Genomic DNA, 13,904 nt, shown 5'->3' with positions numbered 1-13,904 from the left:
TTCAAACTCAGACACTGCAAAACTCGTTGAACTCGAAATCAACCGTTTGTATCTTTTACCGGTAAATATTTCGGTGGTTTAAGTAAACAATAAGCGATGAATATTCCTATTATAGCGAGAAATGCCGTCGGATAAAAAACGTAGAGATAACTGCCGAAAATATCGCGTAATCTGCCGGATAAAAGATTGCCGAAAATCGCTCCGATACCGTATGCGGTATATACAATTCCATATTTTTTTGCATAGTCGAAAGTACCGAAAAATATAGCGGTTGCGGCTGGTGCAGTAGCGAGCCATCCGCCAAGGGTTAACCAGAATCCGCTAAAACAAAAAAGATATACTATTGCACTCGGTGCAGTAGCGGTTATTAGCATACCTAACGAGGAACATAAGATGATTATGAAAGAAATGATTGCAGTTAGTCTCGGGGTAATTTTATCAGTCAACCAGCCGAATAACGGGCGCCCGATACCATTAAAAATTGCAAAGATTGAAATGAAAAACGCAGCGGTATCCGGGGATAATTGAATAATCTCTTGTCCGACCGGACTAGAAATCCCGATTGCCATCAAGCCGCTAAATGTGCCGATAATATAACAGAACCATAATCCATAAAAGCGCGACGAAGTTACCATGTTCGCAACCGAAATATCTGCTTGAGTATTTACGAGCCGGGATTGGTTTACCAGCTTACTCTGCTGTTGCCATTGTGCTGGCGGAAACCGAAACGCAAGTGATAACAAAATTAAAATAATAAAAAAAGTGATACCGAGAATACTGAATGTTTGCAGCGGACCATACTGATGAATTAACCACCGTGCAATTGGTGCGGTGAATAGGGGGGATAGCCCAAACCCGATTAGGGTTATACCAACCGCCAGCCCTTTTTTATCCGGAAACCATTTGGTAACCACGGATATCGGAACCCCATACGCAATGCCTACTCCAGAGCCAGCGATAATTCCAAAACAGATGCTTACCAATAAAATATTGTTAGCGAATCCAGCGAGAAACCAACCTAATCCTACAAGGGTTCCACCGATAATCGCTAGATTCCGCGGTCCGTATTTTTCAATCAGACCACCCGCAATCGGCATTAATCCAGCGAAAAATACCAGAACAACAGTGAATGGGATACCAGTTTGGGTTGCGCCGATTTGAAATAATTTTTCTAACGGGATACGGAAAACACTCCAGGAATAAATACTGCCTAAACAAAGGTTGAACACTAGCCCGAGACCAACGAAAATCCACCGGGTTTGTCGGGTTGATAATTCTAATGGTTGATTATACTGGGGCATAGGTATATATCCTTTCAAATAGATTATTCTTCAATAGGTTGATATTTTTCAAACTTCAATTGAACCGCAGACTCTGGCAATTTCCGAAATAATAAATATAAGATACTTGCAGGAACGAGATTATAGCAACTTCCGGGCAATGTAATTAACCAAAAGTTTAACCAAAACGAACGATGCTGATTTGCAAAATTAAGCAGAACACCTTCGATAAGGGATGCGATCAATGTTCCGATAAGCAAACTTATCCAAGATTCAGATTGAACATGTTTCGACGCAAACCCTGCGAGCCATCCCAGAATGCCATAGGTTAGGGTAATGATTCCAAGATGGTCACTACACGAGATTTCAATTGCCGCTCCGAGAATTAATCCGAAGAACAAACCTCGCATTTTCCCGAGCCGGTATCCGGTAAAAATCAGAGTCGGGAGTAACCAGTTCGGTTTTAATCCAATAATCCGCAGCGACTCTAACCCTGACGAACTCTGAATAACGAAACTTATTAATATGATACCTATTAGATATAGATAAAACATTAATTTTAAAAAATAATAAAAAGATTTTTCTGACTTTTGCCAACGGTCATCTTCCGTCTCGGGATTATTCCAGTTCTCCAAATGTCGGATACACGATAACCAATACTTCTTCAGTTCGAAAGACATTCGCTGTTGGTGTAACGAAAATAGCGGTTATCCAGCCCGAGCGTGGATGTCGGTCAATTTGCGTTATCGTTCCTAACACTAAATCTTTCGGGAAAACGCCACCTAATCCGGAAGTAACGACGGTATCCCCGAGTTTAACATCAATATCGGTCTGTTCTAACGTCAGTTTACACTGTCCTTTACCAATCCCGTCAATGATCCCACGCGCTCGAGTTCGTTCTATCATTGCCCCTACCGCTGACCGCTGGTCGGAAATGAGCAGAACTTTACTTGCATTAGAAGCAACTTGTAATATCCGACCGAGAACACCGTCTGCGGCGAGTACTACCATATTCCGTTTCAATCCATGTTGGCTACCTTTATCAATGGTAATCGTGAAATAGTAATTGCTTGGTGAAGTAGCGATAACTTCTGCGGCTACCGTTTGATAAGGGAGAGTTTCTTTCAAGGCTAATAATTTCCGAAGTCGATTCAACTCTTGTCGTTCGCTCATATACCATCGAATCTGCTGACGTAAAATTGCGTTCTCTTTTTTTATATAGTTAAGCTCGCGGTCAAGTTGTTTCAATCGTGCTAGATAGCGCAACTCTTGTTGGAAATATTGCAACGTTTTACTTACAGCTTTATGTATCGGCGTCAACATCGGTTGAACTGTGCGATATGCGCGATCGAAAAACGGTAACTGTTTCCATTTCGGTTGCCAGAAAATAATCAGGAGAATGAGGAGAATGAGCAGTAGAAGAATAATCGTAGATAGATGCCGACGTAGAAATACAAGCATTATTGTTTAAGACATTGAAACAGTCAATATGAACAGACGAATATGCTCAATGGGTAAACGGGAGAATCGGTAACGGAGATTTGTCTCCTGTTTTGCGATTCATTGGTTCACCGGTTCTCTATCGTAGTCGTTTCTTATCCGTCATATAACGGACATACTGGAGATATTTTAGTTCTTCAAGTGTCTTGCCAGTTCCAATCGCAACGGCGGTCATCGGGTCCGGTGCTAACGATACCGGCAAACCAGTTTCTTTGCTTAATAATTGGTCAAGCCCGCGTAAAAGAGACCCGCCACCAGCCATAACCAATCCCCGTTCCATTAAATCGCCGGATAATTCCGGAGGCGTTCGTTCAAGCGTAGTTTTTACCGCTTCAACAATTGCAGTTATTGGTTCGAGTAATGCTTCGCGAACTTCCTGTGAAGTTACATCAACGACTTTCGGCAATCCGGTTACCAAATCTCGGCCTTTGATTTGGATAGAATGTTCTTCCTCTTGGGGAACCGCAGACCCAATTTTGATTTTAATCAATTCTGCGGTTCGTTCTCCAATCATCAGATTATATTTCCGTTTAATATGCTGCACAATCGCGTCATCCATTTCATCCCCAGCAACCCGAACCGACCGACTGACTACAATCCCTCCCAGACTGATGACCGCAACTTCGGTTGTTCCACCGCCAATATCAATAATCATATTTCCGGCGGGCTCCTGAACTGGTAAGCCAGCGCCAATCGCTGCTGCCATCGGTTCTTCAATCAGATACACTTCTCGTGCACCAGCTTGAATCGCTGAATCGCGAACCGCCCGTTTTTCTACTTCCGTTATTCCGGAAGGAACACCGATAACAATCCGTGGTCGAACGAACTTTTTCCGATTATGCACTTTGGTAATGAAATGCCGTAACATTACATTGGTTAACTCGAAATCAGCAATCACCCCGTCTTTTAACGGACGTATTGCGACAATATCACCTGGGGTTCGACCAAGCATCCGTTTCGCTTCTGCGCCGACCGCAAGCGGTAGATTATTTCCACGCTGAATCGCTACCACCGATGGTTCACTTAAAACAATCCCTTGTCCACGAACATAAACCAACGTATTCGCAGTACCTAAATCTATGCCAATATCATTTGAAAATAGCCCGTAAATAAAATTTAACATAATTCTAAAAAACAAATCCGAATCTCAAATATCGAAATGCGAAACAGTCTTACTTTGTGTTTGTGGTTATTGTTTCGGATTTTGGAATCCGGTATTCGAATTTGTCGTTTTTGGTTCTTCCGTATTTATGTCTTTTGTTGTTCCTGGTGAGAACCCATGTTTTTTCAATAACGTTTGGTGGATTCTATCATATTCTTCTTTCGTAAGTTTTCCCTGACGAAGCATCTGTTCATAGGTTAGCAGACGACTGGTTTCATCTAATTGCCGGCTTTGGAATCCGCTCCTTTTCGCCTTTGACCAAAATAAAATCAAAATGAACAATAATCCTAAGAGAACAACAATGGCTACAGATAAGTAGCTTACCTGAAGTATAGCCGTATCCATACGATAGCGTATAGAACAAATTCTAAATTTAATAGTAATTAGGAATTATGTACCAAAAACGAAAAGACAGAAACAGAACTCCCTTGAGAATGATTGGGGTATATAATTTCGCTTTCGATATATACAACGCTAAATTTTACTCAATTATTAGCATGAAAACCGACTAAATTTAATTTTCATTTTACTCTTTTATCCTATCAAACCTTGCGTGGATTTGCAAATGAATTTTAATAATTTTAATCGCCTATATTTTTGATAAAATGAATGAACGGATAAACACTAAATATATTTAGAAATATGAAAGAGTTTCTGCTGTTCTTTTTAATTCCGGGAACAGAGACAACGCGATCTCCAATTCACCTGATTGTCTTTCTTCGCCATACATCAGAATTCGCTGATTTGGAAGTAGGTTGAGATAAAAACAGCTCGTACCCAATAGCCTAAACACTCGGTGATAGCTTTTCCCTCGATTTAAATCTCCGTCCACTTGAAATTCGACTGGATTCGCATTATACTTAATTAGAGCGAACTGAGACTAAAAGAGAGCGATGAGTTATCGGTATATAGTAGGTTTGATTTCGTTCGTTTATGCTCGAGTTCGGAGAAATTAAAATATATAATCTAAAAAATTGATTTGATTAAACTGATAGCCTATGGTAGAGATGGAACTCTATGAAATTCGGATTGATGAATCCCATTGGCATCAACCGCAAGTGATACTTTTGAAAGAAAAAAACGGGAACCGGATTTTGCCTATTGTCATCGGGTTGTTTGAAGCGCAATCGATCTATATTAAAGTAAAAAATATCCCTACGTTGCGTCCTTACTCGCATGATTTACTAGCAAATATGCTAACTCAACTTGGCGGTCGACTTGAACGGATTGTGATTGATGATTTGAAAGCTGAAACCTTTTATGCAAAATTGTTTATTCATACCCAACAAGGAACGGAGTTAATGATCGATTCGCGACCGAGTGATGCCATTGCATTAGCGTTGCGTAGTTCAGCGCCGATTTATGTTAATGAAGAAGTGCTTGACCAAGTTGCCTCAGAAGATTAACTTAAAAACGAAAGCACTAAATAACGAAAGAACATAAACCTACAAGACGTTAGTTCATCAGGGATTATGAAAACTGAAAAATGGCGAGTCCATTGTGCTTTAGCTGATTGCTATTATTATCTCAAAGAAGTTCAGGAAGATTCTTCAGGTGGAACCCCATTAATCTATTGCACCTATCCTGAACGGGATTTGAGTAGCGATACACGCCCCTGTCCATATTATCGCATGGATTGGCAGAAGAAAATGAAACTTGTCCAGGAGAGAATCGCTGCAAATAAAGCAGCGCGATTGAAAACGAAAATCCAAACGCCGCCATCTTCGCCAGAACAAGCCCAACCGGAATCAGAACACACAGAACCCACAAAACCACAAAGTACATCCATACAACTTCAAACTACATCAGCAGAAAATTCAAATAAACCTTCTGCTACATCTTAATATTCCCTACGAACCTTATATGAAAACAGTATATCTTTCTTCCGGCAACGTGCAGCTCGATAGCTTGCTTGGTGGAGGACTGATTCGTTCGGGTATCTATCTGGTTTTAGGACAGAGTGGAACGGGGAAAACCCGGCTGGGGTTACAATTTATCAGTCCGAATAAAAAAGTTCGAACTAAAAATATATTTATTTCATTTCGTGAAACGAGCCAGCCAGAAGAATTATTTTTTTTAATTCATAAAAAAAATGATAAGACCTATACTAAATTTGAAACGATTCCGATACGGAAACAAAGCGCTAAACTTTTACGAGGACACCTCATCCAACTCATTCGTTCAATCCGTCCGGAGCGGCTTGTGCTAGATGATATGCATCTTTTATCGGCATACCCCTGCTTGGTCTCATTGCGTAGTTTAGCCGAACTTATCAATTTATGTCGTAATTATGCGGGGGTAACCCTACTAACCGCAACCGAAAATAGTGAAGGAATAAATCATCCGTTAGTAGATTTAGCGGATGGAGTTATTCTCCTTCGGTATCATACGCAAAACGACCAGATATTAAGAAAAATTATGGTTTTGAAACATCGTGGGGTATCCCATGAATTGGTAGGGAAAAGTTATACGATTTCAACTACTGGGATTGTCATTGCTGATAGACCGAGCGTAACGGAGAAACCAGTGATGTTCGTTCGAGAAACGGTTCACCAACCCGAAAAGAGCATCGTGGTTATTCCGGAGATGCTGTATTTTGATGCGGAAGAAGAGCGGATGGTTACCCGGCGTATCGCTGAGTATAATGCGCAACATCCGGAAATGCCAGTTCAAATTTTAGATAGAAAAATTGAAAGTGTTTATGATTATAATCTGCTCATCGAGAAATTCGAAAAAGGCGAGACCCCGTGTAGCTTATTGCCGATTGATTTATATCGGTTACCGCAATTTGCGGAGCAGGGGTTGATTCATCCGTTAGACCGGTTTTTCACTCCCAGTGTTCGCGAACTTTATCTAGATGTTGCTTTACAGCAGTGTATGTATAAAGGTGTGATTTATGCTATTCCCCAATATGTTAATGTCGGAATATTAGTGTATCGGAAAGATTTATTGGAGAAATATCATTGTCAGCCACCGAAAACCTGGAAAGAATTGGTCGCCACCGCACAGCTCATCCTCGAGAACGAAGCCGACCCTACCCTATATGGGTTTGGATTTCAAGGGTCACAGTTTGAAAATTTATCCTGCAATTTTCTTGAATTTCTCTGGTGTAATGGTGGTGATGTATTCGATGTTTCTGGGAAAGTGATTATCAATAGTGAAGCAGCGATAGAAGCGTTAACCTTTATGACGGATTTAATTTATAAATATAAATTAGCACCGCCTGATACCCCCTATTTAGCGGAATCACAAACCGAACGATTATTTTTAAATCGGCATTTAATTTATTTACGCAGCTGGCCAAGAATATTATCACAAGCGAATTGGACTAGTTCGCAGGTGCAAAACAAAGTCGGATTTGTGCCTTTACCCGTAGGTCCGCGGGGAAAATACAGTATACCGATTATTGGTGAACATGGATATATCATTCCCAAACAGGTTCAGGAGCCGGAAAAAATCTGGCGGTTTATTACTGAATTTTTATCACCGGATGCGGTAGTTGATTTCGCTATTAAAGGATGGACATGTCCTGCGCGAAAATCAGCATATACGAACTCGGATGTATTATTGCATCGGCCATATTATAGCCAGATGCTGGAATTATTACCAACCGGTCGAGCGCGTCAACAGATACCGCATTATCCGGTAGTTACTCAGCTAATTAAACGTGAAGTTCATTTATGTTTACGGCGAGAAAAATCTCCGAAGGATGCGCTCAATACGATTGCAGAAGAATTGCATAAAACGATACACCGGCATATGCATACTCCGCCGATAACCCGAGCGATTGAATATATCACATTGCATTTACATGAACCTTTACAGCGGGATACGGTAGCGAATATCGTGCATGTATCGCCGAGCCATTTCAGTGTTTTGTTTAAAGAAGTTACCGGGCAAACCTTTACCGAATATTTGACCCATACCAGAATCGAACATGCTAAACGGCTACTCGGTAACCCCGAATATAATATTGAACAAATAGCGGAAAAAGTTGGGTTTAATGATGAAAGCTATTTTACCATGGTATTTAAGAAACTTACCGGAGTTACTCCTAGCCGGTATCGCCTTAATCTCCAAGGTATGATCGCATCGCTATAACCGTAAATCAAAAGTAAACTGGGTAATTAAGCCGCATCGAATGCTTAAACTAATACCGCAATAAGGTCAAAATATTCTGAAATTCGAACTATATTTGTATAAAACAAACGAATATTGTATAAATTCCTACCGAAATATCTTGCTATTGAGTACGCCGAATGATACAATTTATAGACAAATAACAATCGGCTAGGTAAATACTGTTAATTGTATCAGGATACCGAATAAGTTTAACGTAGTCCACCAACATCAACTCGGGATGAAAGGAGGGAAAACTATGGGGTTAGGAACGAGTAGACGAGTATTATTTTTTTGGTATAGTTTACTGTTGGTGATATTGATTTCATCAGGATACGCAGCCAAAACGGTCATTGGATATGTTAACGGAGAAAAATTGCTTATGGGAGTTGCGTATAATAATAAATGGGGTAGTCTGATGATTACCACGAACAATGCAAATTGCGATTGGGATAATTTGAGTGAACCGTATCATTCGTATTCTGAAGATTGGCAGACGCATCCCGCAGGGTTTCCTGCAGATTGGCGGGTCGGCGGCGGCAGTGGCAGTGTATACAATGTCGTGACCGGAACAGACAATGTGTTGCGAGCTATGGCCTACGATGGGTTTGGTCGTATTCTTTATGGAGCATCCGCTAGCGATACCACTTGGCAAACGCCGATAGATTTTTCTGCAACGGCTAAAAATATCCAGCTGCAATATGAATCAACACCGGAAGCTGGATTTTCAATTCTACGAATCGGATTCGGTGGACAGGGTGGAACCAACGATTTCGGCCAACCAATTCAAGTTTCAGGAACTGGACTCTATGCATATCAATTTTATAATTCTACTCGGATTAGCGTTGCTACTGGTGAATGGGTTAAAGGCGTACCGAATATGATAAGTATCCGTGATGGGCAGAATATACCGTTACACGCAATTTCATATAGCGGATTTACCAGTGGTGCAACGTTAACGTTCCGATTAGTTGTTCGCAACCCGATTCCAATAGAATTCTGCGATGCGAATAAAGATAGTTTAACTACGATTCCATCAAGCGGGGCGTATATCAAAGTCGAAGCGCTTAATCCGTTTTCGTTCAATTCCGCTATACGAGATACGACGCAAGTTACGCTCTGGACAACCAGCGGTGATACTGAAACAATTCTAGTAACGGAACTGTTTGACGCACAAACCACTGTTGGAACGTTATTCAATTGTAATAACAACGTGTTTATCAGTGATACACCAATTTCTGTGTCAACGAGTTTATCCGTTGTTCCGGCATTTATAAAAATGAATCCTGGGCAGAGCACTACTTTTCTCGCAAGCGGAAATCCGATTGGCATCAATAATAATAGGATAGATGGGTTTGGTCAGATAACCGCATATGTTGCGTATAGCGGAGCTACTGCTTCTGCATCGGTCATCTGCGGTGGCGCAGCTCCGTTTACCTGGCAAAGTAGTGATACTACGATAGGATATATTGATAGTACCACTGGAGTATTTCTCGCTCAGGGAGTTGGCACAGTAACCATTACCGCAACGGATGCGAACGGATTCACCGGTTCTGCAACAGTCCAGATCCTAACGACGGATGCGCCGATAGCACCTGAGGGTTCCGCTGGATATCGAGCACGCAATGAGTTGTTTGAAGTATCGTTTTGACCTAAACTATACTGATAGTTAGGAATTCCAGCCGGATAATTCCTACCTAAAAAAAGAATTTATTAATATATAAGTAGTGAAAGGAGGGATAAATCTACATGAAAAAATTGTTATTTATTTTAGTTATCATAGGGTTAGTGATATCATCAGCTCAAGTTTATGCTGCTGGACTAAGTGCAAATCGCATTTTAAACCCTGGATTTGACCAGGATACCTGGTGGGGAACAGGTTTAGTTCTTGCGTATCGTTGGAACCGATTTCCTGCAGATAATCAATACAATCGTACCACGACCGATGCTTGTATCGGAAACGGCGCATTATTCGTTCAAGCATCACCGACGCTAACCTATACCGGATGGAGTTCAGCGTTACGGGTTGCGGTTAAACCCGGCGCAACGTATACTTGCAGTGTATGGGCGAAATGGGACGGATGTACGACCGCAAATGGAATCCAGATGAATGTTATTGTTCATGACGATGCGTTACCAACAAATGTTGTCGGAACCTATATAGCGATTGCTACCACAGGTTCATCCGGTGGTAATTGGGTTAAATTGACTGGTTCGGTTACGATACCGTCAAATGGTGCTTGTGCGCATATATTTCTTGGAACGGTTGGAGCGAATACTGAAACATGGGTGATTTTTGATGAAGTGAAAATGCAAACCGAGAATGACCCGAATCTATTATATAACGCTGGGTTTGAAGCCTATGAAGTCTCAGGATATCCCACCTATTGGCGAAGGAATACAAGTGAACCCCGTGCTTCGTGGACAAAAGATACATTCCATTCCGGAACTGCTTGTACCTGGATTCGCCAGAGTACCGCTGCAGGATATAGGATGTGGTACAACGCCCAAGGTGCTACTCGAAGTTTAGTAGCAGTTGAAGAAAACAAGAAATATGTATATGGCGGATGGATGATGTGGAGTAATATAACCGCTGGCGCTGCAGGGATAGGAATTCATTGGTTCAATGGACAGGACTCCACACTCAATAATGATGCGGTATCGACTACAGGTCAATCCGCTGACCTGATAACGCCGCCAAACACGTCGATAATCGTTACCACCACCAATGTAACCTGGACGTATTTAATTGCGACCGCAACACCGCCTGCTGGCGCGAAATATGCGCGGTTTATTCTCTGGAATGCGTCAACTGCAATTCAACCGCCCGATGGAGAAGCGATATCGTATTATGACGATGTCGTATTTAAAGATTTACCGCCGGTAATTGAGGTAACGCCAGCATCCGCTAATATTAGTCTTGGGAAAACGCAGATTTTCGGCGCTACTGGTGGAAGTCAACCATATACCTGGACAAGTAGCGATACGACCGTTGGGTCAATAGATGCAAATTCCGGGTTATTTACTGCATTATCACTGGGGACAACGATAATAACTGCTACAGATAACGATGGATTCACTGGGACAGCAACCGTAGTAGTTATCGCAACTAAAGCGCCGTTGTCGAATGAACCGCCATCAGTTATGTTTCAGCGGATGATACCGTTTGGTGAGTTGTATGAATAATGTGTCGCCAGATACTGTTTATTTTATTGGGGTTAAGCAAATTCCAGTGAGCGGAATCTGAGTGATGCATAGCCGGGAGCTGACGGGTTCGAGCTGAACAAAACAGAATACGTCAGCTCCTTTTTTAATCGTTCAACAGTTCATAGGGATATAAAAAATATGAAAATGACGAAATCTGCTCTGATAGGTTTTATATTTTCAATAATATTCATAGCACTGACGTATTCATTCTCGTTTGGAAGTAATACGCTTTATGCAATTCTGATTACCAGTGATGGTTTTCGTCCGGATTATGTTGAACTGTATTCCCCGCCGAATATTAAAAAGCTTATCGCCGAAGGAGTGCGAGTTAAAAATGTAGTTGGTGTTTTTCCGTGGACAACAACCACCAATATGACTTCGTTGGTTACCGGTTCATATCCAAGAACAACCGGGATAGGTCATAATTCCCATTATGTGAAAGAACTCGATAGGATTATTGGCGGACCACGGGATAATCAAGCGGAAACGATTAGCGAAACCTTAAAAAAATCCGGAATTAGCACCGGGGCAGTCAATCATTTCATGTTAGAGAACCGTGGTGTCGATCTCTACCGTTCAGTAGGCTATGATAATAGTAAAGGAACCACGGAAGCGATTATCGATTTAATCAAGAATTATCAGATTCAGTTTATTGCTGCGATTTATGGGAAAACCGATAGTGTTGGTCATACCTATGGACCGTTCAGTCCGGAAATGCGGAATGCCGTTCTGGAAGTTGATACTGAACTAGGCAAACTCATCCAATTTTTAAAAAAAGAAAAACGCTATGATAAAACCCTGATTGTTATCAGTTCAGACCATGGGATGTCAGAATTCGAAAAGAAACAGGCGACACTCGAACCAGCAGAAGCATTACGACGAGCGGGATTTAAAGTTGCAACGAATCAACGTGAAATGAAAGATGATACTGAACTTATTGTGCTAGCTGCGGGGTCACGGTTAATTTATCTGCGGAAACCGTTAACTCCTGAACGGTTAACTTTATTTGAAACTACCCTGAAAAATATTGAAGGAGTCGAACTTTGGGATACCGAAAAACTTCGAAAAGAATATCATACCGGACCGCGTTCTGGCGATTATGCGGTAGTTCCGAAACCAGGATATTGTATTTCTGATGCGGGAAGTAAAGGTGGATTACATGGTCGTCCGCCTGAACAGCATACGATATTGATTCTCCGTGGGCCAGGGATAAAAAAGGGGGTAACAATTGACCATGCAGAAAACGTTGATATTGTGCCGACGATTGAATATTTCTTTGGCGTTCAACCAGCGAAAACGGTTGATGGAAAAGTAATTAAAGATGCATTTATTAAGTATCGCGAATAACACGAATGGTAGCAAATCGTGCTAATAGAACAGCATTTCTATTCAGGTTATTCGCTACCATTCGGATACTTCAGTTTTCATGGGTTTGATTGAACTAGCGGAACAAAAAGCAATTGAAGTGCTCGAGCGAAACCTAACGCCAATCGGGCTAAAAGCAGCGGTTGAGAGGTATCCGCATATCTGGGCGCGGGATAGTATGATCACGTTTCTCGGGGCAACGGCAGCGGAACCAGCGAAATTCCAGAAACCGTTCCGGTTAACCTTGGAAACATTAGCGAACCATCGTTCGGAATTAGGGCAAATCCCGAATCTTGTAGATATCGCCTCGAATCAAGAAAACTTTGGTGATGCGGGTACTATTGATAGCACCCTCTGGTTTATTATCGGATTAAATCGGTATTATGAAATATATCAAGACCGAACGTTGATAAGCAAAATATTTCCGGTTCTTGAACAAGCGCTACTCTGGTTGCAGTATCAGGACGTAAACTGTTGCGGATTGCTGGAATCCGGTGAAGCTTCCGATTGGGCAGATTTATTTGCCAATCGCGGGAATGTACTCTATGTCAATGTTCTTTATTATCGGTCGTTAATGGTAGCAGCTGAATTAATGAAAGTACTTAAAAAGAAACCGAATAAAAATTATCGGAAACTAGCAGATGAGGTTAAATATAAATTGAATTTATTATTCTGGATTGACCGCAGTGTTGACCGTTTTGAAGAAGTAAAAAAACTTTCCTGCCAACGGTTTTATGTTTACGAGAAATTAGCAACTGAATTATTTCGGCGTCCATATTATTTACCATATATTTCGTTTCGGGAATATGCGGACCGCTGCGATACCTTAGGAAACTGTTTAGCGATTTTATTTAATATCGCCGATAAGGAGCAAGCGGTTCAAATTCTGGATTATTTTAGTCAGGTTGGAGTCAATTTACCATATCCGGTTAAAGCGGTATATCCATCGGTCGTTCCCGGATCTCAAGATTGGCGGGAATATTATCGGAATAATAATTTGAATTTACCGAACCAATATCATAATGGTGGCATCTGGCCATTTATCGGTGGGTTCTATATAGCAGCGTTAGTTAAAGCGGGTAGGAAAGAGCAAGCAGCAACGCAATTAGCAAAACTTGCGGAATTAAATAAAAAAGGGATTCGAAGTGAATGGGAGTTCACCGAATGGGCGCATGGGATTACTGGCGAACCGATGGGGGCGCGCTGGCAAGCATGGTCTGCGGGAATGTATCTTTATGCTTTTCACCATGTGAAAAGCGGTTAAATGAATT

12 protein-coding genes are annotated in these 13,904 nt (G+C 41.5%); 7 read left to right on the top strand and 5 right to left on the bottom strand.

Annotated elements, in window-relative coordinates; translation table 11 throughout:
• Nucleotides 1-38: 38 nt before the first annotated feature.
• The 5 genes from N3A72_00475 to N3A72_00455 all read right to left on the bottom strand — a co-directional run bounded on the left by N3A72_00475 (nt 39) and on the right by N3A72_00455 (nt 4,287).
• The gene (locus tag N3A72_00475) at nt 39-1,301 is read right to left on the bottom strand and encodes an OFA family MFS transporter (protein ID MCX7918086.1); all 1,263 of its coding nucleotides are present in this window, start codon (nt 1,299-1,301) and stop codon (nt 39-41) included.
• Nucleotides 1,302-1,324: 23 nt separating this feature from the next.
• Nucleotides 1,325-1,834, bottom strand: coding sequence for a rod shape-determining protein MreD (gene mreD / locus N3A72_00470; protein MCX7918085.1), 510 nt, complete (start codon nt 1,832-1,834; stop codon nt 1,325-1,327).
• A 64-nt stretch (nt 1,835-1,898) separates the two neighbouring features.
• Nucleotides 1,899-2,741, bottom strand: coding sequence for a rod shape-determining protein MreC (gene mreC, locus N3A72_00465; protein MCX7918084.1), 843 nt, complete (start codon nt 2,739-2,741; stop codon nt 1,899-1,901).
• A 118-nt stretch (nt 2,742-2,859) separates the two neighbouring features.
• On the bottom strand, nt 2,860-3,903 hold the full coding sequence (locus N3A72_00460; GenBank protein MCX7918083.1) for a rod shape-determining protein: 1,044 nt from the start codon (nt 3,901-3,903) through the stop codon (nt 2,860-2,862).
• Nucleotides 3,904-3,969: 66 nt separating this feature from the next.
• Nucleotides 3,970-4,287, bottom strand: a complete 318-nt coding sequence (locus N3A72_00455; protein ID MCX7918082.1) for a hypothetical protein — start codon at nt 4,285-4,287, stop codon at nt 3,970-3,972.
• Between the two features lie 653 nt (nt 4,288-4,940).
• On the opposite strand from N3A72_00455, the gene N3A72_00450 reads away from it, so the two are divergent.
• The 7 genes from N3A72_00450 (at nt 4,941) to N3A72_00420 (ending at nt 13,897) form a co-directional block, all read left to right on the top strand.
• A complete protein-coding gene (locus tag N3A72_00450; GenBank protein MCX7918081.1) occupies nt 4,941-5,348 on the top strand; it encodes a bifunctional nuclease family protein in 408 nt (135 codons plus the stop codon).
• A 66-nt stretch (nt 5,349-5,414) separates the two neighbouring features.
• Nucleotides 5,415-5,786: a hypothetical protein gene (locus tag N3A72_00445; GenBank protein ID MCX7918080.1), complete on the top strand. Its 372-nt coding sequence runs from the start codon at nt 5,415-5,417 to the stop codon at nt 5,784-5,786.
• 19 nt (nt 5,787-5,805) lie between these two features.
• A complete protein-coding gene (locus tag N3A72_00440) occupies nt 5,806-8,043 on the top strand; it encodes an extracellular solute-binding protein (GenBank protein MCX7918079.1) in 2,238 nt (745 codons plus the stop codon).
• A 277-nt stretch (nt 8,044-8,320) separates the two neighbouring features.
• Entirely contained in the window at nt 8,321-9,712 is a 1,392-nt protein-coding gene (locus tag N3A72_00435) for a hypothetical protein (GenBank protein MCX7918078.1), read from the top strand.
• A 98-nt stretch (nt 9,713-9,810) separates the two neighbouring features.
• Nucleotides 9,811-11,247 carry an Ig-like domain-containing protein gene (locus N3A72_00430; GenBank protein ID MCX7918077.1) on the top strand — a complete coding sequence of 479 codons (1,437 nt, stop codon included), beginning with the start codon at nt 9,811-9,813 and terminating at the stop codon, nt 11,245-11,247.
• A gap of 159 nt (nt 11,248-11,406) precedes the next feature.
• Complete coding sequence (locus tag N3A72_00425) at nt 11,407-12,615, top strand: alkaline phosphatase family protein (GenBank protein ID MCX7918076.1); 1,209 nt, start codon at nt 11,407-11,409, stop codon at nt 12,613-12,615.
• Between the two features lie 79 nt (nt 12,616-12,694).
• Nucleotides 12,695-13,897: a glycogen debranching protein gene (locus tag N3A72_00420; protein ID MCX7918075.1), complete on the top strand. Its 1,203-nt coding sequence runs from the start codon at nt 12,695-12,697 to the stop codon at nt 13,895-13,897.
• The last annotated feature ends 7 nt before the right edge of the window (nt 13,898-13,904 follow it).

This window comes from bacterium (assembly GCA_026416715.1).
In the GTDB taxonomy this organism is placed as follows: domain Bacteria; phylum UBP4; class UBA4092; order JAOAEQ01; family JAOAEQ01; genus JAOAEQ01.
The sequence above is the reverse complement of the archived record's forward strand: the minus strand, read 5'-3'. Positions and strand labels throughout refer to the sequence as shown.

Bases quoted from the DNA above. Each gene is read 5' to 3' on its own strand.
- N3A72_00445 (MCX7918080.1), top strand. From the start codon at position 5,415: ATGAAAACTGAAAAATGGCGAGTCCATTGTGCTTTAGCTGATTGCTAT.
- N3A72_00475 (MCX7918086.1), bottom strand. From the start codon at position 1,301: ATGCCCCAGTATAATCAACCATTAGAATTATCAACCCGACAAACCCGG.
- N3A72_00420 (MCX7918075.1), top strand. From the start codon at position 12,695: ATGGGTTTGATTGAACTAGCGGAACAAAAAGCAATTGAAGTGCTCGAG.
- mreD (MCX7918085.1), bottom strand. From the start codon at position 1,834: ATGTTTTATCTATATCTAATAGGTATCATATTAATAAGTTTCGTTATT.
- N3A72_00450 (MCX7918081.1), top strand. From the start codon at position 4,941: ATGGTAGAGATGGAACTCTATGAAATTCGGATTGATGAATCCCATTGG.
- N3A72_00430 (MCX7918077.1), top strand. From the start codon at position 9,811: ATGAAAAAATTGTTATTTATTTTAGTTATCATAGGGTTAGTGATATCA.
- N3A72_00460 (MCX7918083.1), bottom strand. From the start codon at position 3,903: ATGTTAAATTTTATTTACGGGCTATTTTCAAATGATATTGGCATAGAT.
- N3A72_00435 (MCX7918078.1), top strand. From the start codon at position 8,321: ATGGGGTTAGGAACGAGTAGACGAGTATTATTTTTTTGGTATAGTTTA.
- mreC (MCX7918084.1), bottom strand. From the start codon at position 2,741: ATGCTTGTATTTCTACGTCGGCATCTATCTACGATTATTCTTCTACTG.
- N3A72_00440 (MCX7918079.1), top strand. From the start codon at position 5,806: ATGAAAACAGTATATCTTTCTTCCGGCAACGTGCAGCTCGATAGCTTG.
- N3A72_00455 (MCX7918082.1), bottom strand. From the start codon at position 4,287: ATGGATACGGCTATACTTCAGGTAAGCTACTTATCTGTAGCCATTGTT.
- N3A72_00425 (MCX7918076.1), top strand. From the start codon at position 11,407: ATGAAAATGACGAAATCTGCTCTGATAGGTTTTATATTTTCAATAATA.